The organism is Arthrobacter sp. B0427-1-12, assembly GCF_059092905.1.
Genome location: NZ_JBNHIC010000041.1, coordinates 1 through 18559 on the forward strand (window position 1 = coordinate 1; position 18559 = coordinate 18559).

The window sequence follows — 18559 nt, forward strand, 5'->3', positions numbered from 1 at the left end:
CGGGTCCGGAACCAGGATCGTTTCCACGGTCACGGGAGCGTTCTTTTCCTTGGCGATAACCGCCTTGACCTTATGAGCCATAACTGCGCTGTTCCTCTCGTATTCCACCGGCGGGACTGGCGGCCGGGGTTAGACTCATCACATCATAAAAACCGCAGGGATGCCGCCTTGGGCGGCACGTCCCTGACCGGAGCGCTGTGCACGCGGTTCAAGGCGGAGGTCACCTTCACGTACGCGGCAGGAAGGATGGCCGGAATGAATGAGGAAATCCGGGAAAGCCGGCTCGCCGTCAGCAGGCGGCGGGCGATGGGGCTGGGCGGTTCGGTGGGGCTGGGGGCGCTGCTGGCTGCCTGTACCGGTGGCAACGGCGAGGGGACGCTGTCCCCGGAAGCCACGCCGTCGGCGCCGGTCACCGTACCGACGACGAACGGCACGGCGACGGTCCAGCCGGGCACGACGGCCGCCGCGGATGTGGTGGCACTGCTGGACCGGGCCAACAGCTGCGGCATGACCAGGGAACAGACGCAGGGCCCCTTCTGGTTCGACGTCGATTCCATCCGTTCCGATATCCGTGAGGACCGGCCGGGCACGCCGCTGCAGTTGGCGCTGCGGGTGTGGGACCAGGACTGCCGGCCGCTGCCCAACAGCGTGGTGGAAATCTGGCACTGCGACGCCGGCGGTGCCTACTCCGGCTTCGAAGTCTCCTCGGGCGGCGGTTCGCTGGGCGGGGGCACGTCGACGTCGGACGGTTCCTACACGGAGGGCGAGCCCCAGGCGGTGCCCGCCGACGACGGAACGTACCTGCGCGGAGCGCAGGTGGCCGATGCGAACGGCATTGTGCAGTTCAGCACGGTCTACCCGGGCTGGTACAGCGGCCGCACCGTCCACATCCATCTCAAGGTGCACGTCAACAAGGACACCGTGCTGACCAGCCAGGTCTACTTCGAGGAGGAACTCAACGACGCGGTCCTCGCGGCAGCGCCGTACAACTCCCGCTCCGGCCGGGACACGCTCAACGACGACGACGGCCTCTTCGACGCCTCCGGGCTGCTCACCGTCCAGCCGGTGCAGGACGGCTACCTGGCCGGCATCAATCTGGGCGTGGAGGTCTGAGCTGCCGTTCGGAGCGCGCGCTTAACGCACGACGCCGGCACTCAGGCGAGTACCGGCGTCGTACCTTGCGTTCCAAAGCGTCAGGCGACGCCCAGGCGGGACTTCACCTCGGCTGCGGAGGGGTTGGTTGCGGCGGAACCGTCCGGGAAGATGACGGTGGGGACGGTCTGGTTGCCGCCGTTGAGGGAGGCAACGAGTTCGGCGGTGCCGTCGACCTCCTCGATGTTCACCTCGGTGTAGCCGATGCCCTGGGCATCCAGTTGGGTCTTCAGCCGGCGGCAGTAGCCGCACCAGGTGGTGGAAAACATGGTGATGGTGCCGTCCACCGGGGTGAATTCCGCTGTTGCTGCCAAGATTGCTCCTTCAAAAATGACTCGTGCGGCTGGGTAGCCTGCTGAGTCCAACGCCGGTGCAGCCGGATTCATTCCGCGGCCGGTTCCGTTGCGGAATCACCCTGGGACGGCGGAGCAGTTCTGGTTTACTGGAGGGCATGTGTGGACGTTATGTGATGGCCCGGGCCGTGGGTGACCTGATGGCCGCAGCCGGGGCCGAAGTCGGGGAGCACGTTGCGTATGCCCCCTCATGGAACGTCGCGCCCACTACTGATGTGCCGATCGTGCTGGAACGGCTGATCGACGGCCAAGTGCACCGCGAGCTCCACATCGCCAAATGGGGACTTGTCCCCGGATGGGCCAAGGATCCGGGTGTTGGCGTCAAGATGTTCAACGCCCGCAGCGAGACGGTGGCTGAGAAACCGTCCTTCCGCAAGGCGCTGCAGGCACGGCGCTGCGCGGTGCCTGCCGACGGGTACTACGAGTGGAAGAAATTGTCCGCCAAGTCCAAACAGCCCTACTACGTCCGCCGGGCGGACGGTGGGCCAACGTTCTTCGCCGGGCTCTACGAATGGTGGAAGGATCCGTCCCTGCCGGACGGGCACCCCCGGCAATGGCTGCTGAGCACCTCCATCATCACCACCGAGGCGCCACCCGCGGACAGCGCCTCACCCGTGCTGCAGGAACTGGGCCAGCTGCATGACAGGCTGCCGGTGCCGCTGTCCGGCTCCGCCATGGCCGAATGGCTGGATCCGCAGGCCGACGGCCCTGCCCTGGTCGACCTGATCCGCGCCGAAGCGCACAGTGTCGCCGCCGAATGGACGCTGGGACCGGTAGGGGATGCCGTGGGGAACGTCCGCAACAACGGGCCGGAGCTGATCGAACCGCAGACGGCACTGTTCTAGCGGCTGCGGCGGATTCAGGGGCCTGCCCCGGCAGCCCTAAGCCCCACCCATCCGGACGGTTCCGTCCGCCGCCACGGTGAAGCCGGGGTTATGGACGATGTCCCAGCGGAAGCCGTCCGGGTCCGCGAAGCAGCCGCTGTAGCCACCCCAGGCCTGCCGGCGTCCTGCCGATACCAGGGTGGCTCCGGCCGCGACCGCCTGCGCTATCACCGCGTCCACCTCTTCCGGGCTGCCCAGGTTCTGGCCCAGGGACACCGGGGGAGCCAGTGCTCCGTGTCCGACGTCGCCGTATTCTCCGGTCATGCTGTCGACCTGCCAGAGGGCCAGGATCTGTCCGGGTCCGAGCTGCAGGAACAGGATCTCGCCCGGCTCTTCTCCCAGCGGCTGCCAGCCGAGTCCGTCAACGTAGAACCGTCGTGATTCCTCCGTGCTGCGTACGCCAAGCGTGATGGCACTTACCGTCGGTTTCATAGGGCGAGCGTGCCACGGACGGCGGAGGGTGGCAATGGACGCTGCGCTCTGGTGCTTTTCGCCGGGATCGGCGTAGACTGGGTTTGATTCGAATATAGTTTCGATTATTCAGCTGTCCTGATCAGTTAAAGCGGTTGAACAATCGAGTAAATGAACCGGTCGAAACACCAGTCGACGCAGCCGGTCGGGATCCGCACTACGATCCAGCATTCCCCATGGGAGTTGCTGCCTGCTGGTCCTGCGCCTGTTTCGGCGGCTGTTCCGCACAGCGCCGCAGCTGCGGCGGGGAGGTGGCGCCATGGGGGTCTTCAGTGAAGCGGTGGACGTGAAATGCTCTCCGTCCGGGCAGCCGGAGCGGGTGATATGGCGGGGCCGCGCCTACCGCGTCGTGGTTGAACCGGTCCGCTGGTTTGAACGGCGCAAATGGTGGGAAGAGGAACCGAGGGCGGAACCCGGCAGAGGTGCCGGCCTGGTGGACCACGAGATCTGGCGGCTCCAGGTCCGGCCCGACGATGGCTCCGGCAGTTCCGAGGGCCCCGACAGGCCAGGCGGCTCCCACGACCCAGGCCTCCGGACGCTGGATATTTCCCACCGGCTGGATACGCACCGGTGGCGCCTTGTCCGCATCCATGATGCAGTCCGGGACCGGGAATGATGAGTTTTACCCACCTGCATGTTTCCACGGCCTTCAGCGCCCACTACGGTGTCTCGTGGCCCGACGACCTGGCCCGGACCGCCGCCGCGGACGGCGCCGACGCGCTCGCCTGCACCGACCGTGATGGCCTGTACGGGACCGTCAAGCATCTGAAGGCGTGCCTGGCGGCCGGTCTGGATCCGATCGTGGGCGTGGACCTGGCAGTGCTGTCCTCCCGGCAGCCCGGTTCCCCGGTTCGGCCGCCACGTCCCGTGCAGTCCGGATCCGGGCAGCCCCGCCCTCCGGAGGTGACCGGACGCGTCGTCGTACTGGCCCATGGCGGCATCCGCGGTGCGGGATACAAAGCGCTCTGCCGCCTGATCTCCGACGCCCATGACGGTACCGCCGCCGGGGCCAGGGCAGGCCGGCCCGTCGGCGTCACCCTGGAACAGTTGGCCCATCATGCCGCTGGCCCCGGAAACCCGGTGCTGACCGTGCTGGTGGGGCCGTATTCCGACGTCGGCCAGGCACTCCGGTCACGCAGCTATGACCAGGCGCGCTCGCTGCTGTCCCGTTGGCGGAACCTCCTGCCGGTCGGTTCCATGGCCGTGGAAGTCGTGACCCACCTGAGCCCGCCGGGGGAGCTGCTGAGCACCGCCCACGCAGTGCGGATGTTCCGCCTCGCCAAGGATGCGGGACTGCCTGCCGTGCTCACCAATGCGGTGCGCTATGCCGACGCCGACGGCGCCCCCACCGCCGATGTGCTGGATGCCGCCCGGGCCCTGAGCTCGCTGGCGACGCTGCCGGACCTGCAGCCCAACGGCCAGGGCTGGCTCAAGGGCGCCGCAGTCATGCAGTCGATCGCCCAGGAAATCTCCCAGGAAGCCGGCTACGGACTCCCCGGCGCCGCCGGGCTGCTGGCGGCGACCGAAAAGACAGCGGACCGCTGCCGGATGGATCCGGCGGCGGACATGGGCTGGAAACAGCCCGCAGTGCCGGAGGCCTCCGTGATCGGGATCAGCCAGGATCCGCTGGCCGAACTATGGCAGCGCTGCGAGGCAGGCGTCGCTCGCCGCTTCCCGGCAATGCCGGAAGAGACGGAACGGCGCGTGCGGAACCGGCTGGCCCATGAGCTGGGCATCATCGAGCGGCTTGGCTTCGCGTCCTACTTCCTGACCGTGGCGGAAGTGTCCCGGATGATCACCGGGATGGGCGTCCGGGCAGCGGCACGGGGCTCGGGCGCCTCCAGCCTGGTCAACTACCTGCTTGAGGTCAGCCATGTGAATCCGCTGGACCACGACCTGATCTTCGAGCGCTTCCTCTCCCGGGACCGTTCCACGCTCCCGGATATCGACATCGACGTGGAAAGCGCCGAACGGCACAACGTCTACCGCCGCATTTTCGACCGCTTCGGTCCGCAGCGGGTCACCCTGATGAGCATGCAGAACGGTTACCGGGCACGCGGTGCGGTGCGCGACGCCGGCCTGGCCCTGGGCATGGACGGGGAGAATATCGACACGATCGCCAAACAGCTCTGGCGGTTCTCCGCGCGCCGGTTCCGGGAGGCCATGGCTGAAAAACCGGAGCTGCGGGAATTCGCCGGCCGGGTGGAGCAGGACCAGCAGTTGGACCTGCTGGTGGACCTGACCGAGCGGCTGGACCGCCTGCCACGGCATATTTCCATGCATCCCTGCGGCGTGATCCTGGGGGATGCGACCCTGCTGGACCGGACCCCGGTGCAGCCGAGCGGACTGGGACTGCCCATGTCCCAGTTCGACAAGCACGACATGGACCCCATGGGGATGCTCAAGCTGGATGTGCTCGGAGTGCGCATGCAAAGCGCCATGGCGTATGCGCTGAAGGAAATCCAGCGGATCCACCCCTCCAAGGCAGAGGTGGCGGCCGCCGGCCGCCATCCGGTAGATGCCGCCGGCTGCGGGCCGGACTATATCCACAGGGACGGCCGGATCGATCTGGAGGCTGTGCCGCGTGACGACGAACCCACCTACGAGCTGATCCGGAGCACCCATACGTTGGGCTGTTTCCAGATCGAATCCCCCGGGCAGCGGGAGCTGGTCGGGAAAATGGCGCCGCGGGAGTTCAACGACCTGATCATCGACATCTCGCTGTTCCGGCCCGGCCCGATGAAGTCCAATATGGTCAAGCCGTACCTGGAAAACCGCCACGGCTTCACCCCCGAGCACTATCCGCATCCGGACCTGAAACCGGTGCTGGCCGAAACGCACGGGGTCACGGTGTTCCACGAACAGGTGCTGCGGGCCTTCGACGTGTTCACCGACTGCGGGCTGGCCAAGGCGGATGAATTCCGCCGGCTGCTGGGCAATGAGGCGGCTGAACCGGAAGTCGAAGACTACTTCCGCAGCCAGGCCATGGCCAGGGGCTACCAGCCGGAGGTGATCGACACGGTCTGGGAAACGCTCAAGGCCTTCGGCAGCTTCGGGTTCTGCAAGGCGCACGGAGCGGCCTTCGCCGTGCCCACCTACCAGTCGGCCTGGCTCAAGGCACACCACCCGGAAGCGTTCCTGGCCGGCCTCTGGGAGCACGATCCGGGAATGTATCCGCGCCGGCTGCTGGTGGCCGAGGCCCGCCGCATGGGCATTCCGATCCTGCCGCTGGATATCAACCGCAGCACCGATCAGTACCGGGTGGAACGGGTGCCGGGCGGCGGCGGGCCGGAGAAGCTGGGGATCAGGCTGAGCCTGGCCGGGGTCTACGGGTTGTCCACCGCGGAGCTGAAGCGGATCGTTGCCGGACAGCCCTACGACTCGCTGGCGGACCTGCGGGCCAGGGCGCGGCTCAGCAGGCCCTCGCTGCAGCGGCTGGCCCAGCTGGGGGCCTTCGATTCGCTCCACCGGGCCGCCGGCGGCAGGGGCAGCAGGGCGGACCTGCTGCGCCATCTGCAGGCGGAACCCGCCAGGGCACGGCGGCGGAAAGACGAACCCATCGAGGGGCAACTGGCGCTGCCGCTGGGGGATGTGGAACTGGGGAACCTGAAGCCGGAACTGCCCGAACCGACGACGGCGGAAAAGGTCCGCACCGAGCTGGATCTGATGGCAGTCGACGTGAGCGCGCACCTGATGGACAGTTACGGACCGCTGCTGAAGGAACTGGGCGTCACTGCGGCCGAGGACCTGATGGGGCTGCGCAACGGGACGCAGGTGCTGGTGGCAGGGATCAGGGTGGCCACCCAGACTCCGCCCATGCGCGGGGGACGCCGGGTGGTCTTCATCAGCATTGACGACGGTACCGGCTGCGTGGACTGCACCTTCTTCCAGGAGGCGCAGGAAAAGGCCGGACCGCTGCTTTTCGGCACCCGGCTGCTGCTCATCCAGGGCGTGACCCGGCGCACCGGCCCGCGGGGGATCAGCCTGCAGGCCACCAATGCCTGGGACCTGGCCCGGACCGAAACGTTGCCGCTGCCGCCGCCGCCCCAGCCGGCTTCGGCGGCCGCCCGTCTGCCCGCCGGCATGCGTGGCATGTTGGTGGGCTACAACTCCAGCGGATAACATCAAAAGTGGTTTGCAGCGGCCCGGTGCATCCTGTTGCGCCGTTGCACCGCCGCAACAACACGAAATTTTAGGAGACCCCTGTGTCAGTGCCCCAACAGATCACCCTCATCGTCGATGGCGAAGAGAGCCAGGTGGCCACGGGCACTACCGGTGCGGACCTGTACGCGGACCGCCGCGAGGTCGTCGTCGCGCGTGTCAACGGAGAGCTGAAGGACCTGGACCAGCCGCTGCCGGAAGGCGCCCGGGTGGAGGCCGTGACTATCGATTCCCAGGACGGCCTGAACGTCCTGCGGCATTCAACGGCCCATGTCATGGCCCAGGCGGTCCAGCAGCTGCGCCCCGGCGCCAAGCTCGGCATCGGTCCCTACATCACCGACGGTTTCTACTTCGATTTCGACGTTGAGGAACCCTTCACTCCTGAAGACCTGAAGACGCTTGAGAAGATGATGCTCAAGATCGTCAACCAGAACCAGAAGTTCGTCCGCCGCTCCGTCACCGAGGACGAAGCCCGCGAAGCCATGGCCAACGAGCCGTACAAGCTGCAGCTGCTGGGTCTGAAGAGCAACGCCGACGAGGCCGGCGAAGGCGCGAACATCGAGGTTGGCGCCGGCGAGATCACTATCTACGACAACGTCGACCGCAAGAGCGGGGACACCGTCTGGTGCGACCTGTGCCGCGGCCCGCACCTGCCCGGCACCAAGCTCATCTCCAACGCCTTCGCCCTGACCCGCACCGCCGCGGCCTACTGGCTAGGCAGCGAGAAGAACAAGCAGCTCCAGCGCATTTACGGCACCGCCTGGCCCACCAAGGAGGACCTGAAGGCCTACCAGGACCGGCTGGCCGAAGCCGAGCGCCGCGACCACCGCAGGCTCGGCGCGGAGCTGGACCTCTTCTCCTTCCCGGACGAGCTGGGCTCCGGCCTGCCGGTGTTCCACCCCAAGGGCGGCATCGTGCGCAAGGCGATGGAGGACTACTCGCGCCAGCGCCACACGGACGCCGGCTACGAGTTCGTCTACACCCCGCACATCACCAAGGGCCACCTGTACGAGGTCTCCGGGCACCTGGAGTGGTACAAGGACGGGATGTTCCCGGCCATGCATATCGACGAAACCCGGAATCCGGAGACCGGGGAGATCGTCAAGCCCGGGCAGAACTACTACCTCAAGCCGATGAACTGCCCGATGCACAACCTGATCTTCCGCTCCCGCGGACGGTCCTACCGCGAACTGCCGCTGCGCCTGTTCGAGTTCGGGTCGGTGTACCGCTACGAGAAGTCCGGCGTGGTCCACGGGTTGACCCGCGTGCGCGGCATGACCCAGGACGACGCGCACATCTACTGCACCAAGGAGCAGATGAAGGGCGAGCTGACCACCACGCTCAACTTCGTCCTCGGACTGCTGAAGGACTACGGCCTGGACGACTTCTACCTGGAGCTGTCCACCAAGGACCCGGACAAGTACGTCGGCTCCGACGAGGTGTGGGACGAAGCCACCCGCACCCTGGCCGAGGTCGCCGAGGCCTCCGGACTGGACCTGGTGCCGGATCCGGGCGGCGCGGCGTTCTACGGGCCGAAGATCTCCGTCCAGGCCCGTGACGCCATCGGCCGCACCTGGCAGATGTCCACCATCCAGCTGGACTTCAACCTGCCCGAGCGCTTCGAACTCGAATACCAGGCCCCCGACGGCACCCGCCAGCGGCCGGTCATGATCCACCGGGCCCTGTTCGGTTCCGTGGAGCGGTTCATGGGCGTGCTCATCGAGCACTACGCGGGTGCCTTCCCGGCGTGGCTGGCTCCTGTGCAGGTCGTCGGCATTCCGGTGGCGGAGACCTTCAACGACTACATGTACGACGTCGTGGAGCGGCTGCGTGCCGAAGGAATCCGGGCCGAGGTCGACGCCGGCAGCGACCGGTTCCCGAAGAAGATCCGCACCGCCAGCAAGGAGAAGATCCCCTTCGTCCTGATCGCCGGCGGCGAGGATGCCGAAGCGGGCGCGGTTTCGTTCCGCTTCCGGGACGGCAGCCAGGACAACGGCGTGCCGGTGGACGAGGCCGTCAAGCGGATCGTCGACGCCGTCCGCAACCGGGACAAGTAGGCCGCCATGGTTGAGAACCTTCCTGGAAACAGCTCCGGCGACGACGCGGTCACGGATGATTTCGAGCTTCCCAATGTCCCGGACGCCTTCCAGCGGCTGTGGACACCGCACCGCATGGCCTACATCAAGGGCGGGCAGAACCAGTTCAAGGACCAGGACGATTGCCCGTTCTGCGTGGCCCCCGGGCGCTCGGATGAGGAATCCCTGATCGTGCACCGGGGCAAGTATGCCTATGTGGTGCTGAACCTCTTTCCGTACAACCCCGGCCACCTGCTCGTCTGCCCGTACCGGCACGTGCCGGATTACACGGACATCGACAGCGAGGAAACCATCGAAGTCGCGGAACTGACGCAGACCGCCATGCGCGTGCTGCGCAAGGTCTCCAATCCCACCGGTTTCAACCTGGGCATGAACCAGGGCGTCACCGGGGGAGCCGGCATTGCCGCGCACCTGCACCAGCACATCGTTCCCCGCTGGGGCGGCGACGGCAATTTCCTGCCGATCATCGCCCACACCAAGGCCATCACGCAGACCCTGGACGAAGTCCGCAAGCAGGTGGCGGCGGCCTGGCCGACCGACTCCCGCGAGGGTGCAGCCGATGACCGCGGTGCATGAATCCACGTCCGGCCGCGGGCCGGATGCCTAGGCCGAATCCAGGAAGAGCAGCATGCTGAACAAGTACGCACGGGGCTTCTTCGCGGGCATTTTCTCACCCGTCGCCAGGCTGCTGCTCCGGCTGAAAGTCTCCCCGGACGCCGTCACAATCGTCGGCACCTTGGGCGTGGTCATCGGAGCCCTGGTGTTCTACCCCATGGGACAGCTGTTCTGGGGGACCGTCTTCATCACCTGTTTCGTCTTTTCGGATATCGTCGACGGGCTCATGGCCCGGCAGCTGGGACGCGGGGGCCGCTGGGGTGCCTTCCTAGATTCCACGCTTGACCGGCTGGCCGACGGTTCGGTTTTTATTGGCATTGTCATCTGGTTCTTCACCGGCGGCGGCAATCCGGCCGTTGCCGTGGCGGCCCTGGCCTGCCTGCTGCTTGGGCTGCTGGTCTCCTATGCGAAGGCGCGTGCCGAGGGACTGGGGATGACGGCAGACACCGGAATCGCGGAGCGTTCTGAACGGCTGGTCACCGTGCTCGTCGCCACCGGCCTGACCGGCCTCGGCCTGCCGCAAGCGGTGCTGCTCGTCGTCCTGGTGCTGCTGGCCATCGCCAGCCTGGTCACCGTGGTCCAGCGGATGCTGATGGTCCGCCGCCAGGCGCTGGCCGGTTCGTAGCACGCTCGTTATTGCAGGTAACCAAGGCGATCCGGTTCACCACTGCTGGCATATGATTAGCTGTACTCAATTACCGACTACTAGGGGCTTTTTGTGTCCACTCCTGAAGTTTCCAACTCACCTGTGACCGGCAGCAGCCGGGTCAAGCGCGGGATGGCTGAGATGTTGAAGGGCGGCGTCATCATGGACGTCGTCACCGCCGAACAGGCCCGCATCGCCGAAGATGCCGGCGCCGTCGCGGTGATGGCCCTTGAACGCGTGCCGGCCGATATCCGCGCCCAGGGCGGCGTGTCCCGCATGTCCGACCCGGACATGATCGACAGCATCATCGAAGCGGTCTCGATTCCGGTGATGGCCAAGGCCCGGATCGGCCACTTCGTCGAGGCGCAGGTCCTGCAGTCGCTCGGCGTCGACTACATTGACGAGTCCGAGGTGCTGACCCCGGCTGACTACGCCAACCACATCGACAAGTGGAAGTTCACCGTACCGTTCGTCTGCGGTGCCACAAACCTGGGCGAGGCGCTGCGCCGCATCAACGAGGGCGCGGCCATGATCCGCTCCAAGGGCGAGGCCGGAACCGGCGACGTCTCCAACGCCACCATGCACATGCGCCAGATCCGCGCCGAGATCCAGCGGCTGACCTCCATGCCCGAGGACGAGCTGTACGTGGCGGCCAAGGAACTGCAGGCTCCGTACGAGCTGGTCAAGGAAGTTGCGGAAGCCGGAAAGCTGCCCGTCGTCCTCTTCACCGCCGGCGGTATCGCCACTCCGGCGGATGCGGCCATGATGATGCAGCTCGGCGCCGACGGCGTCTTCGTGGGCTCGGGCATCTTCAAGTCCGGCAACCCGGCCGAGCGCGCCGCGGCGATCGTGAAGGCTACGACCTTCCACGACGATCCGGACGTGATTGCCAAGGTCTCGCGCGGCCTGGGCGAAGCCATGGTCGGGATCAACGTGGATGAGATCCCCCAGCCGCACCGCTTGGCCGAGCGCGGCTGGTAAGCTCCACCGGCAGTAAAAAGGTCCCTCGGGCAATGTGAACTGCTCCCCGAGAGTCAGAACTGATTTCTCAGTCCAACTTTCGGGGACCAGTTCAATGAGCCCGGGGGACCTTTTCGCACCTCCGCCTACCCCCTTCCGCCAAACCTGAGTTTCTGCAGAAAACCGGTCTGAAAACCAGCAAAAACTGAGGTTTCGCGGGGGAGTGGGGGTGGTTACTTCTTCCGGAACACCAGGGACATGGGGGTGGTTTCGGTGGTCTGCCCCTGGGGGTTGTCCTTGAAGATGGCCTCCAGGGTTTCCTTGGACAGGTCCGTGTCGTGGCCCAGCGCCACCACGCCCAGGTCGTTGGCGTCCATGATGGCCGTGCCGGCGAAGTTGCGTGCGTACTGCTCCGGTACCGTCTTCCGCACCAGTGCGCTGAGGCGGGCGGCGACGCCGGACGGATCCTTGGGTGCCAGCTTTACCGAGTGGGTCGACGTCCCGACCTGGTAGCCCGCGGCGCCGTCGATGGCGTTGATGTCATGGCCGACGACCTCGTAGAAGACGCCCTTCTTGCCCTGCAGCTTGCCGATGACGCTGCGGGCGGACGCGTACAGGATCCGGGGCAGGCCGACCTCGTCGATGGCCAACTGCATGGACCACGGGCTGCCCAGCCCGATCCCGGCCGAGGACCGGCTGACGAACTTGCTGAGGATGCGCGCGGCGGAGGAGACCTTGATGTCCCAGACCGGAATGGACCGGCCCTGGGTCATGGCCACGATTTTCTCGCTGACGAACAGATACCACGGCGTGTCGGCGGCGGCTTCGGCGTGGTCGCCGCCGGCGGTGGGCAGGCCATCGTAGAAACGCTTGACATAGCCCATCACAGTCGGATCGAAGTCCGTCTCGCGGTAGAAAACATCGGTGCGGATCGGATAGCGGCGGTAGGTGGCCGACCCGGTGCCCGCGCCGCTGCCGGCGGCAGCACCGGCGCCGTTCTTCACCTCGATGTCAAGGTTCTTGCCCGCGTTGGGGACGTAGTCGCTCTTGCCCTCGATGCCTGCCCTGACCTCCGGCTCGTCGAAGAACTCGCGCAGCCACAGTTCGGTGTTGAGCAGGCGCCAGAAGACCATGGTGTTGGCGCTGTTCTTGTCCTGCAGGTATTCCTCGAAGGCGTAGAGCACGGCGTCCTGGTCCCAGTACGGCCGGTACTCGAAGGAGGAGGAGAGGAAGACCTCGTAGATCTTCTCCTTCATCAGCTTGAACCATTCGGCCTCGGGAGTGGTGAAGCCGATCTTGTTCCGGCGGTTACTGATCATCTCCGGCAGCAGGCCGCGGGTGGCGTCGCGCAGGATCCGCTTGTTCCAGCCGCCCTTGATGATGGACTCATCGGAGAGGCTGAACAGGTATTTGACCACTTCCTTGTCCAGGAACGGCACGCGGCCCTCTAGGGACCAGCGCATGGTGTTCTTGTCCTCGTAGCGCAGCACCGCCGGCAGGGACTTGTGGAACAGGTCATCGATCAGGCGCAGCTTGAGGTTGTCCGGGATGTTGCCGAACTTCTCGCCCTTGTACTTGGCGGTGAAGTCCTTGCGCAGCAGGCTGGAGGCGGACACATCCTTCTTGAGGGACAGCATCCCCTGCAGCCGGAAACGGCCCAGGCGGTAGAAGATGTCCAGCGCAGAGGTGACCTCCTTGGCCAGCTTGGTGTACTGGCCGCGCACCTTCAGCTGCCGCAGATAGGCGAAGTAGTAGGGGATGTAGCCTGCCATCATCTCATCGGCGCCCTGCCCGTCCAGCAGGACGGTGACATGCTGTGAGGCTTCCTTCATCACCCGGTACTGGGCATATGGGCCGGAGGAGATGATGGGCTCCTCCTGGGTGCGGACGAAGTCTTCCAGGTCCTCGGCGAACTCATGCGCCTTGGGCTTGATCTTGTGGCTGGTGACATTGCCCTTGCAAACCTCCAGCACTGCGTCCGCGTACTTCTCCTCATCATTGATGGAGTTCGGGAACACCGCGCTGAAGGTCTGCTGGGTGGCACCGAGGGAATCGGTGGCGGCGGCCTTCTCCTGCATCAGCTTGTTGATGGTCACAACCACCGCGGAGGAGTCCAGGCCGCCGGACAGGGCGGTGCCGACGGGGACCTCGGACTGCAGCCGCAGCCGGACGCCCTCGGTGAAGCGGCGGCGGTATTCGTCAATGACCTGCTGGCTGTACGGAGTCTCGACCGTGGCCAGTTCCTCCAGTTCCTCCTTCAGCCGGGTGTAGGGGCTGATCTCGAAGGCGCCGGTGGCACCGTCGATCACCATCTTCTCGCCCGGCATCAGCTTGTAGATCCCGTCGAAGAAGGTCTCCGCTTCCTCGTCGTGGATGCGGAACTGCAGGTAGCGGTAAAGGATCCGCTCATTGACCTTGCGCTCGAACTTCTCCGATGCCAGCAGCGGGCGGATCTCCGAGGCGAAAAGGATCTTCGGTTCCGCGGCCGTGCCGGCGTTGGTGTAGTACAGCGGCTTGATGCCGAAGTGGTCGCGGGCCAGCACCACCCGGTTGTTCTTCCTGTCGTAGATGGCGAAGCCGAACATGCCATTGAACCGGTCGAAGGCCGCGTCGCCCCATTCCTCATAGGACTGCAGGACCACCTCGGTGTCCGAGACAGTGCGGAAGGTGCGGCCCAGGGCCTCCAGTTCGGCCCGCAGGTCCAAGTAGTTGTAGACCTCGCCGTTGTAGACCAGGATGGTCTGCCCGTCGGCGCTGATCATCGGCTCCTGGCCGTGGGCGACGTCAATGATGGACAGCCGGCGGTGGGCCAGTCCTACCTCTCCTTCGGAGAAGTACCCCTCGCCGTCCGGCCCGCGGTGCTGCATGCACTCATTCATGGCCTTTAGGAGCGTTTGGTCTTCCCCGAATCCGTAGTAACCGGCGATACCGCACATAGTGCATCCTCATCTGTTGCTGAACTGATCCTCGTCAATGCTACTTGGTTGCGGTGACAGTGCCGGGGACGCCGCCGGTGGCGTGTGCCAGCGGAAACCGTGCACCAACTACAATATTTTGGTGACTTCTCCCACCTTGACCCCATCGGCCGTCCCCGTTCCCGCTGGGGCAGCCCGCCGCACCCGCGTCGGTGTTCTCGCTCTCCAGGGTGACGTGCGCGAGCACGCCCGGGCGATCGAAGCCAGCGGCGCGGATGCCGTCGTCGTGCGCCGCCCGGCGGAACTTGCCGCCATCGACGGGCTGGTCATCCCCGGCGGTGAATCCACCACCATCGACAAGCTGGCCCGCATCTTCGGCATCGCCGAGCCGTTGCGCGACAGGATCGCCGCCGGCCTGCCCGTCTACGGCTCCTGCGCCGGCATGATCCTGCTGGCCGATGAGATCGCCGACCCGGCACTGGACCGCAGCGGCCAGCCGCAGCAGACCTTCGGCGGGCTGGATATGACGGTCCGCCGCAACGCTTTCGGCCGCCAGCGGGAATCCTTTGAAACGGATCTCGCCTTCCGCGGACTGGAGAAACTGCCCCGGTACGACGGTGGCACGCAGGTTCCGCCGGTGCATGCGGTTTTCATCCGCGCGCCGTGGGTTGAACGGGTGGGGGAGACTGTGGAGGTCCTGGCGCAGGTCGACGCCGCTGAAGCCGCCCACCCGGACACGTTGCACGGGACCGCTAGAATTGTGGCAGTACGTTCGAAGAATCTGCTGGCAACATCGTTCCATCCGGAAGTAACCGGAGAACGCCGCATTCACGAACTGTTTATCCGGATGATCAGAGGAGAAGCGTAAAGCATGGCAGGGCACTCCAAGTGGGCTACTACCAAGCATAAGAAGGCCGTCATCGATGCGCGCCGTGCGAAGTCGTTTGCCAAGCTGATCAAGAACATTGAAGTCGCCGCCCGCGGGGGAGGACCGGACCTGTCCGGCAACCCTGCGCTGGAGTTGGCCGTGTCCAAGGCCAAGAAGACCTCCGTTCCCAATGACAACATCGACCGCGCCATCAAGCGCGGCGCCGGCCTGACCGGCGAGGCGGTCGACTACCAGGAGATCTTCTACGAAGCCCGCGGTCCGCAGGGCTCGGCCCTGCTGATCGAATGCCTCACCGACAACCGCAACCGCGCCGCCTCCGAGGTCCGCGTCGCGGTGACCCGCAACGGCGGCAGCATGGCGGACCAGGGCTCGGTCAACTACCTGTTCACCCGCAAGGGCGTGGTTGAACTCGCCAAGAACGGACTGTCGGAGGACGACGTGCTGATGGCCGTCCTGGACGCCGGCGCCGAAGAGGTCAAGGACGAAGGCGACAACTGGCAGGTCGTCTCCGAACCGACCGACCTGCAGGCCATCCGCGACGCCCTCAATGAAGCCGGCATCGAATACGAGACGGACGAGGCCCAGTTCCTGCCGTCCATGCAGGTCGAACTGGAAGCCGACAACGCCCGTAAGTTCATGAAGCTGGTGGACGCACTGGAGGACCTGGACGACGTGCAGAACGTCTACTCCAACGCGGACATCTCCGACGAGGTCATGGCCGTCCTCGAGCAGGACTGACGCCGCCGGTGACGCTGCGTGTGCTGGGCGTCGATCCGGGGCTGACCAGGTGCGGCCTGGCCGTGGTCGATGTCGCCGCGAACCGCTCCGCCTCGCTGGTGGCCGTAGGTGTGGTCGGGACCGGTGCCCAGGTGGAGCTGGACCAGCGCCTGCTGGTCATATCCCGCTCCATCGATGAGTGGCTTGATGCCCACCATCCGGATGTGCTCGCCGTCGAGCGTGTCTTCAGCCAGCTGAATGTCAGCACCGTCATGGGCACCGCCCAGGCCTCCGGCGTCGTGATCGCGGCCGCTGCACGACGCGGCATACCGGTGGCCCTGCACACTCCGACCGAAGTCAAGGCGGCAGTGACCGGCAACGGACAGGCGGACAAGGGCGCCGTGACCAAGATGGTCACCAAGATCCTGCGCCTGGAGGATGCGCCCCGGCCGGCGGACGCCGCGGATGCCCTGGCATTGGCGATCACCCACGCCTGGCGCCGCGGAACCGCGGGTGCCGCCGGGAACGGGAGCGCAGGGAACGGGGGCGGTGCCCTGACCGCGGCGCAGCGCCGGTGGGCCGAAGCCGAAGCCAAGGCCCGCAGAGCAGGCCGCTGAATCAGGCTGTACGGCCGGCCGCTGCCGGGTTCGCGGTGTGGCGCCGCCATGAAGGCAGGCGAAGAGCGTACCCTGTTCGTAGATATGTTCGGAGCACTGGACTCGAATACCGAACCCGAATATCGAACCTGAACAGCCACGTCCAACCGGGAGAACCAAGCCATGATCAGCTCGCTGCGCGGTACCGTCACGCATGTAGGGCTGCATTCCGCCGTCATCGACGTCAATGGATTCGGAATGCAGATCCAGGCGACGCCGCAGACACTGTCCGCACTTCGCGTCGGCCAGGAAGCGGAAGTGGCCACCTCGATGATCGTGCGGGAGGACTCCATGACGTTGTTCGGCTTTGCTGATGCCGAACAGCGGGAGGTTTTCGAGGTCCTGCTGGGAGTCAGCGGCGTCGGGCCGCGCCTGGCGCTGGCCGTGCTGGCGGTGCACACGCCGGAGGCCATCCGCGTGGCCGCATCCTCCGGCGATGACAAGGCCTTCAGCAAGGTTCCGGGCATCGGGCCCAAGGGTGCCCGGCGCATCGTCCTCGAACTGACGGACAAGCTGGTTCCCACCGGCGGCCCGACGACTGCGGCCCCGGCCCGGGCCTGGGAACCGCAGGTACTGGAGGCGATGATGGGACTGGGCTGGTCGGAGAAGGACGCAGCTGCTGCCATCGATGCCGCCACCGCGGAGGACCCCGAAACCGCCGCAACCGGCGACGTCGGCCAGATCCTGAAGCTGACGCTGCGCCGCCTGGGCCAGGACGGAGCCCGCAGCAGCGCCAAGGCAAGGGTGAGCTAGCATGGCGGACGCACCCGGTGAGGGCCTGGTCTCGCCGGCGGGCGACTCGGAGGAACGTGCCCTCGAAGCGGCCCTGAGACCCCGGAACCTGGATGACTTCGTGGGCCAGCAGCGGGTTCGCCAGCAGCTGTCGCTGGTGCTGGAGGCCTCGCGGATGCGCGGCCGCAGCGCGGACCATGTGCTGCTCTCCGGCCCGCCGGGGTTGGGCAAGACGACCCTGGCCATGATCATCGCGGCGGAGATGAACGCGCCCTTGCGCATCAGCTCGGGCCCGGCGATCCAGCATGCCGGGGACCTGGCTGCCATCCTTTCCTCGCTGACCGAAGGAGAGGTCCTCTTCCTCGACGAAATCCACCGGATGTCCCGGCCGGCGGAGGAAATGCTCTATATGGCGATGGAGGATTTCCGGGTGGACATTGTCGTCGGGAAGGGACCCGGCGCCACGGCCATCCCGCTGGACCTGCCGCCGTTCACGCTGGTCGGGGCGACCACCCGGGCCGGTTTGCTTCCCGGCCCGCTTCGCGACAGGTTCGGGTTCACGGGCCACCTCGAGTTCTATTCGACGCCGGAACTGGAATTGGTCCTGCGCCGCTCGGCGATGCTGATGGACCTGAAGGTCAATTCGGCTGCCTTCACAGAAGTTGCCGGGCGTTCGCGCGGGACGCCGCGCATTGCCAACCGGCTGCTGCGGCGGGTCCGGGACTGGGCACTGGTCCACGGCCTGGAGCAGATCGATGCCCGTGCCGCATCCGCCGCTCTGGATATGTATGAAGTGGATGCCAAGGGGCTGGACCGTCTGGACCGGTCGGTGCTGAACGCGCTGGTGACGAAGTTCAACGGCGGACCCGTCGGCCTGTCGACGCTGGCGATCGCGGTCGGGGAGGAACCGGAAACCGTGGAGACCGTCGCAGAACCGTACCTGGTGCGGGAAGGCCTGCTCGGCCGGACACCGCGGGGGCGGATTGCCACACCGGCGGCCTGGCAGCATTTGGGCATCGAGATGCCGGCGGGGGTGGCCGGAGCCATCCCCGAGGCACTCTTTACCGTGGATTCGGAAGAGGACGTGCCGGAGTGGCAGAACTGAGGCCGGACCGGCGTTCTCACCGTTCGCTCAGGGTTAGGGCATAGAATGGATTGACACCCGGTGCGGCCGCCGGGCGGCCTGGGGGTCTTCCTTCGGGGCCGCCTCCGCGTTCCTGGCCGGAAATCCGCACAACCCGTGACCGCACCGTATGCCCAATGTTAGGAACGGAACTCTCTGTGTTCGTAAATGTCTTGGCCGCCCAGACCT

Annotated in this window: 16 protein-coding genes; 13 read left to right on the top strand and 3 right to left on the bottom strand. The window is 66.2% G+C overall.

From position 1 onward, the window contains the following. Positions 1-255: 255 nt before the first annotated feature. Positions 256-1113, top strand: a complete 858-nt coding sequence (locus AC5RWU_RS18630; RefSeq protein ID WP_494032435.1) for an intradiol ring-cleavage dioxygenase — start codon at positions 256-258, stop codon at positions 1111-1113. 80 nt (positions 1114-1193) lie between these two features. Here AC5RWU_RS18630 and AC5RWU_RS18635 read toward each other — a convergent pair whose 3' ends face one another. Further along, entirely contained in the window at positions 1194-1421 is a 228-nt protein-coding gene (locus tag AC5RWU_RS18635) for a mycoredoxin (protein WP_494032456.1), read from the bottom strand. A gap of 182 nt (positions 1422-1603) precedes the next feature. Here AC5RWU_RS18635 and AC5RWU_RS18640 point away from each other — a divergent pair, with 182 nt between their 5' ends. Then, positions 1604-2350 carry an SOS response-associated peptidase gene (locus tag AC5RWU_RS18640; RefSeq protein WP_494032436.1) on the top strand — a complete coding sequence of 249 codons (747 nt, stop codon included), beginning with the start codon at positions 1604-1606 and terminating at the stop codon, positions 2348-2350. A 36-nt stretch (positions 2351-2386) separates the two neighbouring features. On the opposite strand, the gene AC5RWU_RS18645 is transcribed toward AC5RWU_RS18640, so the two are convergent. After that, positions 2387-2821, bottom strand: a complete 435-nt coding sequence (locus AC5RWU_RS18645; protein ID WP_494032437.1) for a VOC family protein — start codon at positions 2819-2821, stop codon at positions 2387-2389. A gap of 298 nt (positions 2822-3119) precedes the next feature. On the opposite strand from AC5RWU_RS18645, the gene AC5RWU_RS18650 reads away from it, so the two are divergent. The 6 genes from AC5RWU_RS18650 to pdxS all read left to right on the top strand — a co-directional run bounded on the left by AC5RWU_RS18650 (position 3120) and on the right by pdxS (position 11359). Next, complete coding sequence (locus AC5RWU_RS18650; protein WP_494032438.1) at positions 3120-3476, top strand: hypothetical protein; 357 nt, start codon at positions 3120-3122, stop codon at positions 3474-3476. After that, positions 3476-6982, top strand: a complete 3507-nt coding sequence (locus AC5RWU_RS18655; RefSeq protein WP_494032457.1) for a DNA polymerase III subunit alpha — start codon at positions 3476-3478, stop codon at positions 6980-6982. Before AC5RWU_RS18650 ends, AC5RWU_RS18655 begins: the two co-directional genes overlap by 1 nt. 83 nt (positions 6983-7065) lie before the next feature. After that, positions 7066-9078: a threonine--tRNA ligase gene (gene thrS, locus AC5RWU_RS18660; protein WP_494032439.1), complete on the top strand. Its 2013-nt coding sequence runs from the start codon at positions 7066-7068 to the stop codon at positions 9076-9078. A gap of 6 nt (positions 9079-9084) precedes the next feature. Further along, complete coding sequence (locus tag AC5RWU_RS18665; protein WP_494032440.1) at positions 9085-9693, top strand: HIT family protein; 609 nt, start codon at positions 9085-9087, stop codon at positions 9691-9693. Between the two features lie 52 nt (positions 9694-9745). Continuing rightward, on the top strand, positions 9746-10357 hold the full coding sequence (gene pgsA / locus AC5RWU_RS18670; protein WP_494032441.1) for a phosphatidylinositol phosphate synthase: 612 nt from the start codon (positions 9746-9748) through the stop codon (positions 10355-10357). 93 nt (positions 10358-10450) lie between these two features. Then, positions 10451-11359, top strand: a complete 909-nt coding sequence (pdxS, locus tag AC5RWU_RS18675) for a pyridoxal 5'-phosphate synthase lyase subunit PdxS (protein ID WP_494032442.1) — start codon at positions 10451-10453, stop codon at positions 11357-11359. A 212-nt stretch (positions 11360-11571) separates the two neighbouring features. On the opposite strand, the gene asnB is transcribed toward pdxS, so the two are convergent. Next, the gene (gene asnB, locus AC5RWU_RS18680; protein ID WP_494032443.1) at positions 11572-14274 is read right to left on the bottom strand and encodes an asparagine synthase (glutamine-hydrolyzing); all 2703 of its coding nucleotides are present in this window, start codon (positions 14272-14274) and stop codon (positions 11572-11574) included. Between the two features lie 136 nt (positions 14275-14410). Between asnB and pdxT the strand changes: the two genes are divergently transcribed. From pdxT to ruvB, 5 genes are all read left to right on the top strand, one after another. Next, on the top strand, positions 14411-15121 hold the full coding sequence (gene pdxT / locus AC5RWU_RS18685; RefSeq protein WP_494032458.1) for a pyridoxal 5'-phosphate synthase glutaminase subunit PdxT: 711 nt from the start codon (positions 14411-14413) through the stop codon (positions 15119-15121). 3 nt (positions 15122-15124) lie between these two features. Next, on the top strand, positions 15125-15880 hold the full coding sequence (locus tag AC5RWU_RS18690; protein ID WP_494032444.1) for a YebC/PmpR family DNA-binding transcriptional regulator: 756 nt from the start codon (positions 15125-15127) through the stop codon (positions 15878-15880). 8 nt (positions 15881-15888) lie between these two features. After that, positions 15889-16476 carry a crossover junction endodeoxyribonuclease RuvC gene (ruvC, locus tag AC5RWU_RS18695; RefSeq protein ID WP_494032445.1) on the top strand — a complete coding sequence of 196 codons (588 nt, stop codon included), beginning with the start codon at positions 15889-15891 and terminating at the stop codon, positions 16474-16476. A 162-nt stretch (positions 16477-16638) separates the two neighbouring features. After that, the gene (ruvA, locus tag AC5RWU_RS18700; protein ID WP_494032446.1) at positions 16639-17268 is read left to right on the top strand and encodes a Holliday junction branch migration protein RuvA; all 630 of its coding nucleotides are present in this window, start codon (positions 16639-16641) and stop codon (positions 17266-17268) included. 1 nt (position 17269) lies between these two features. After that, complete coding sequence (gene ruvB, locus AC5RWU_RS18705; protein ID WP_494032447.1) at positions 17270-18352, top strand: Holliday junction branch migration DNA helicase RuvB; 1083 nt, start codon at positions 17270-17272, stop codon at positions 18350-18352. Positions 18353-18559: the final 207 nt, after the last annotated feature.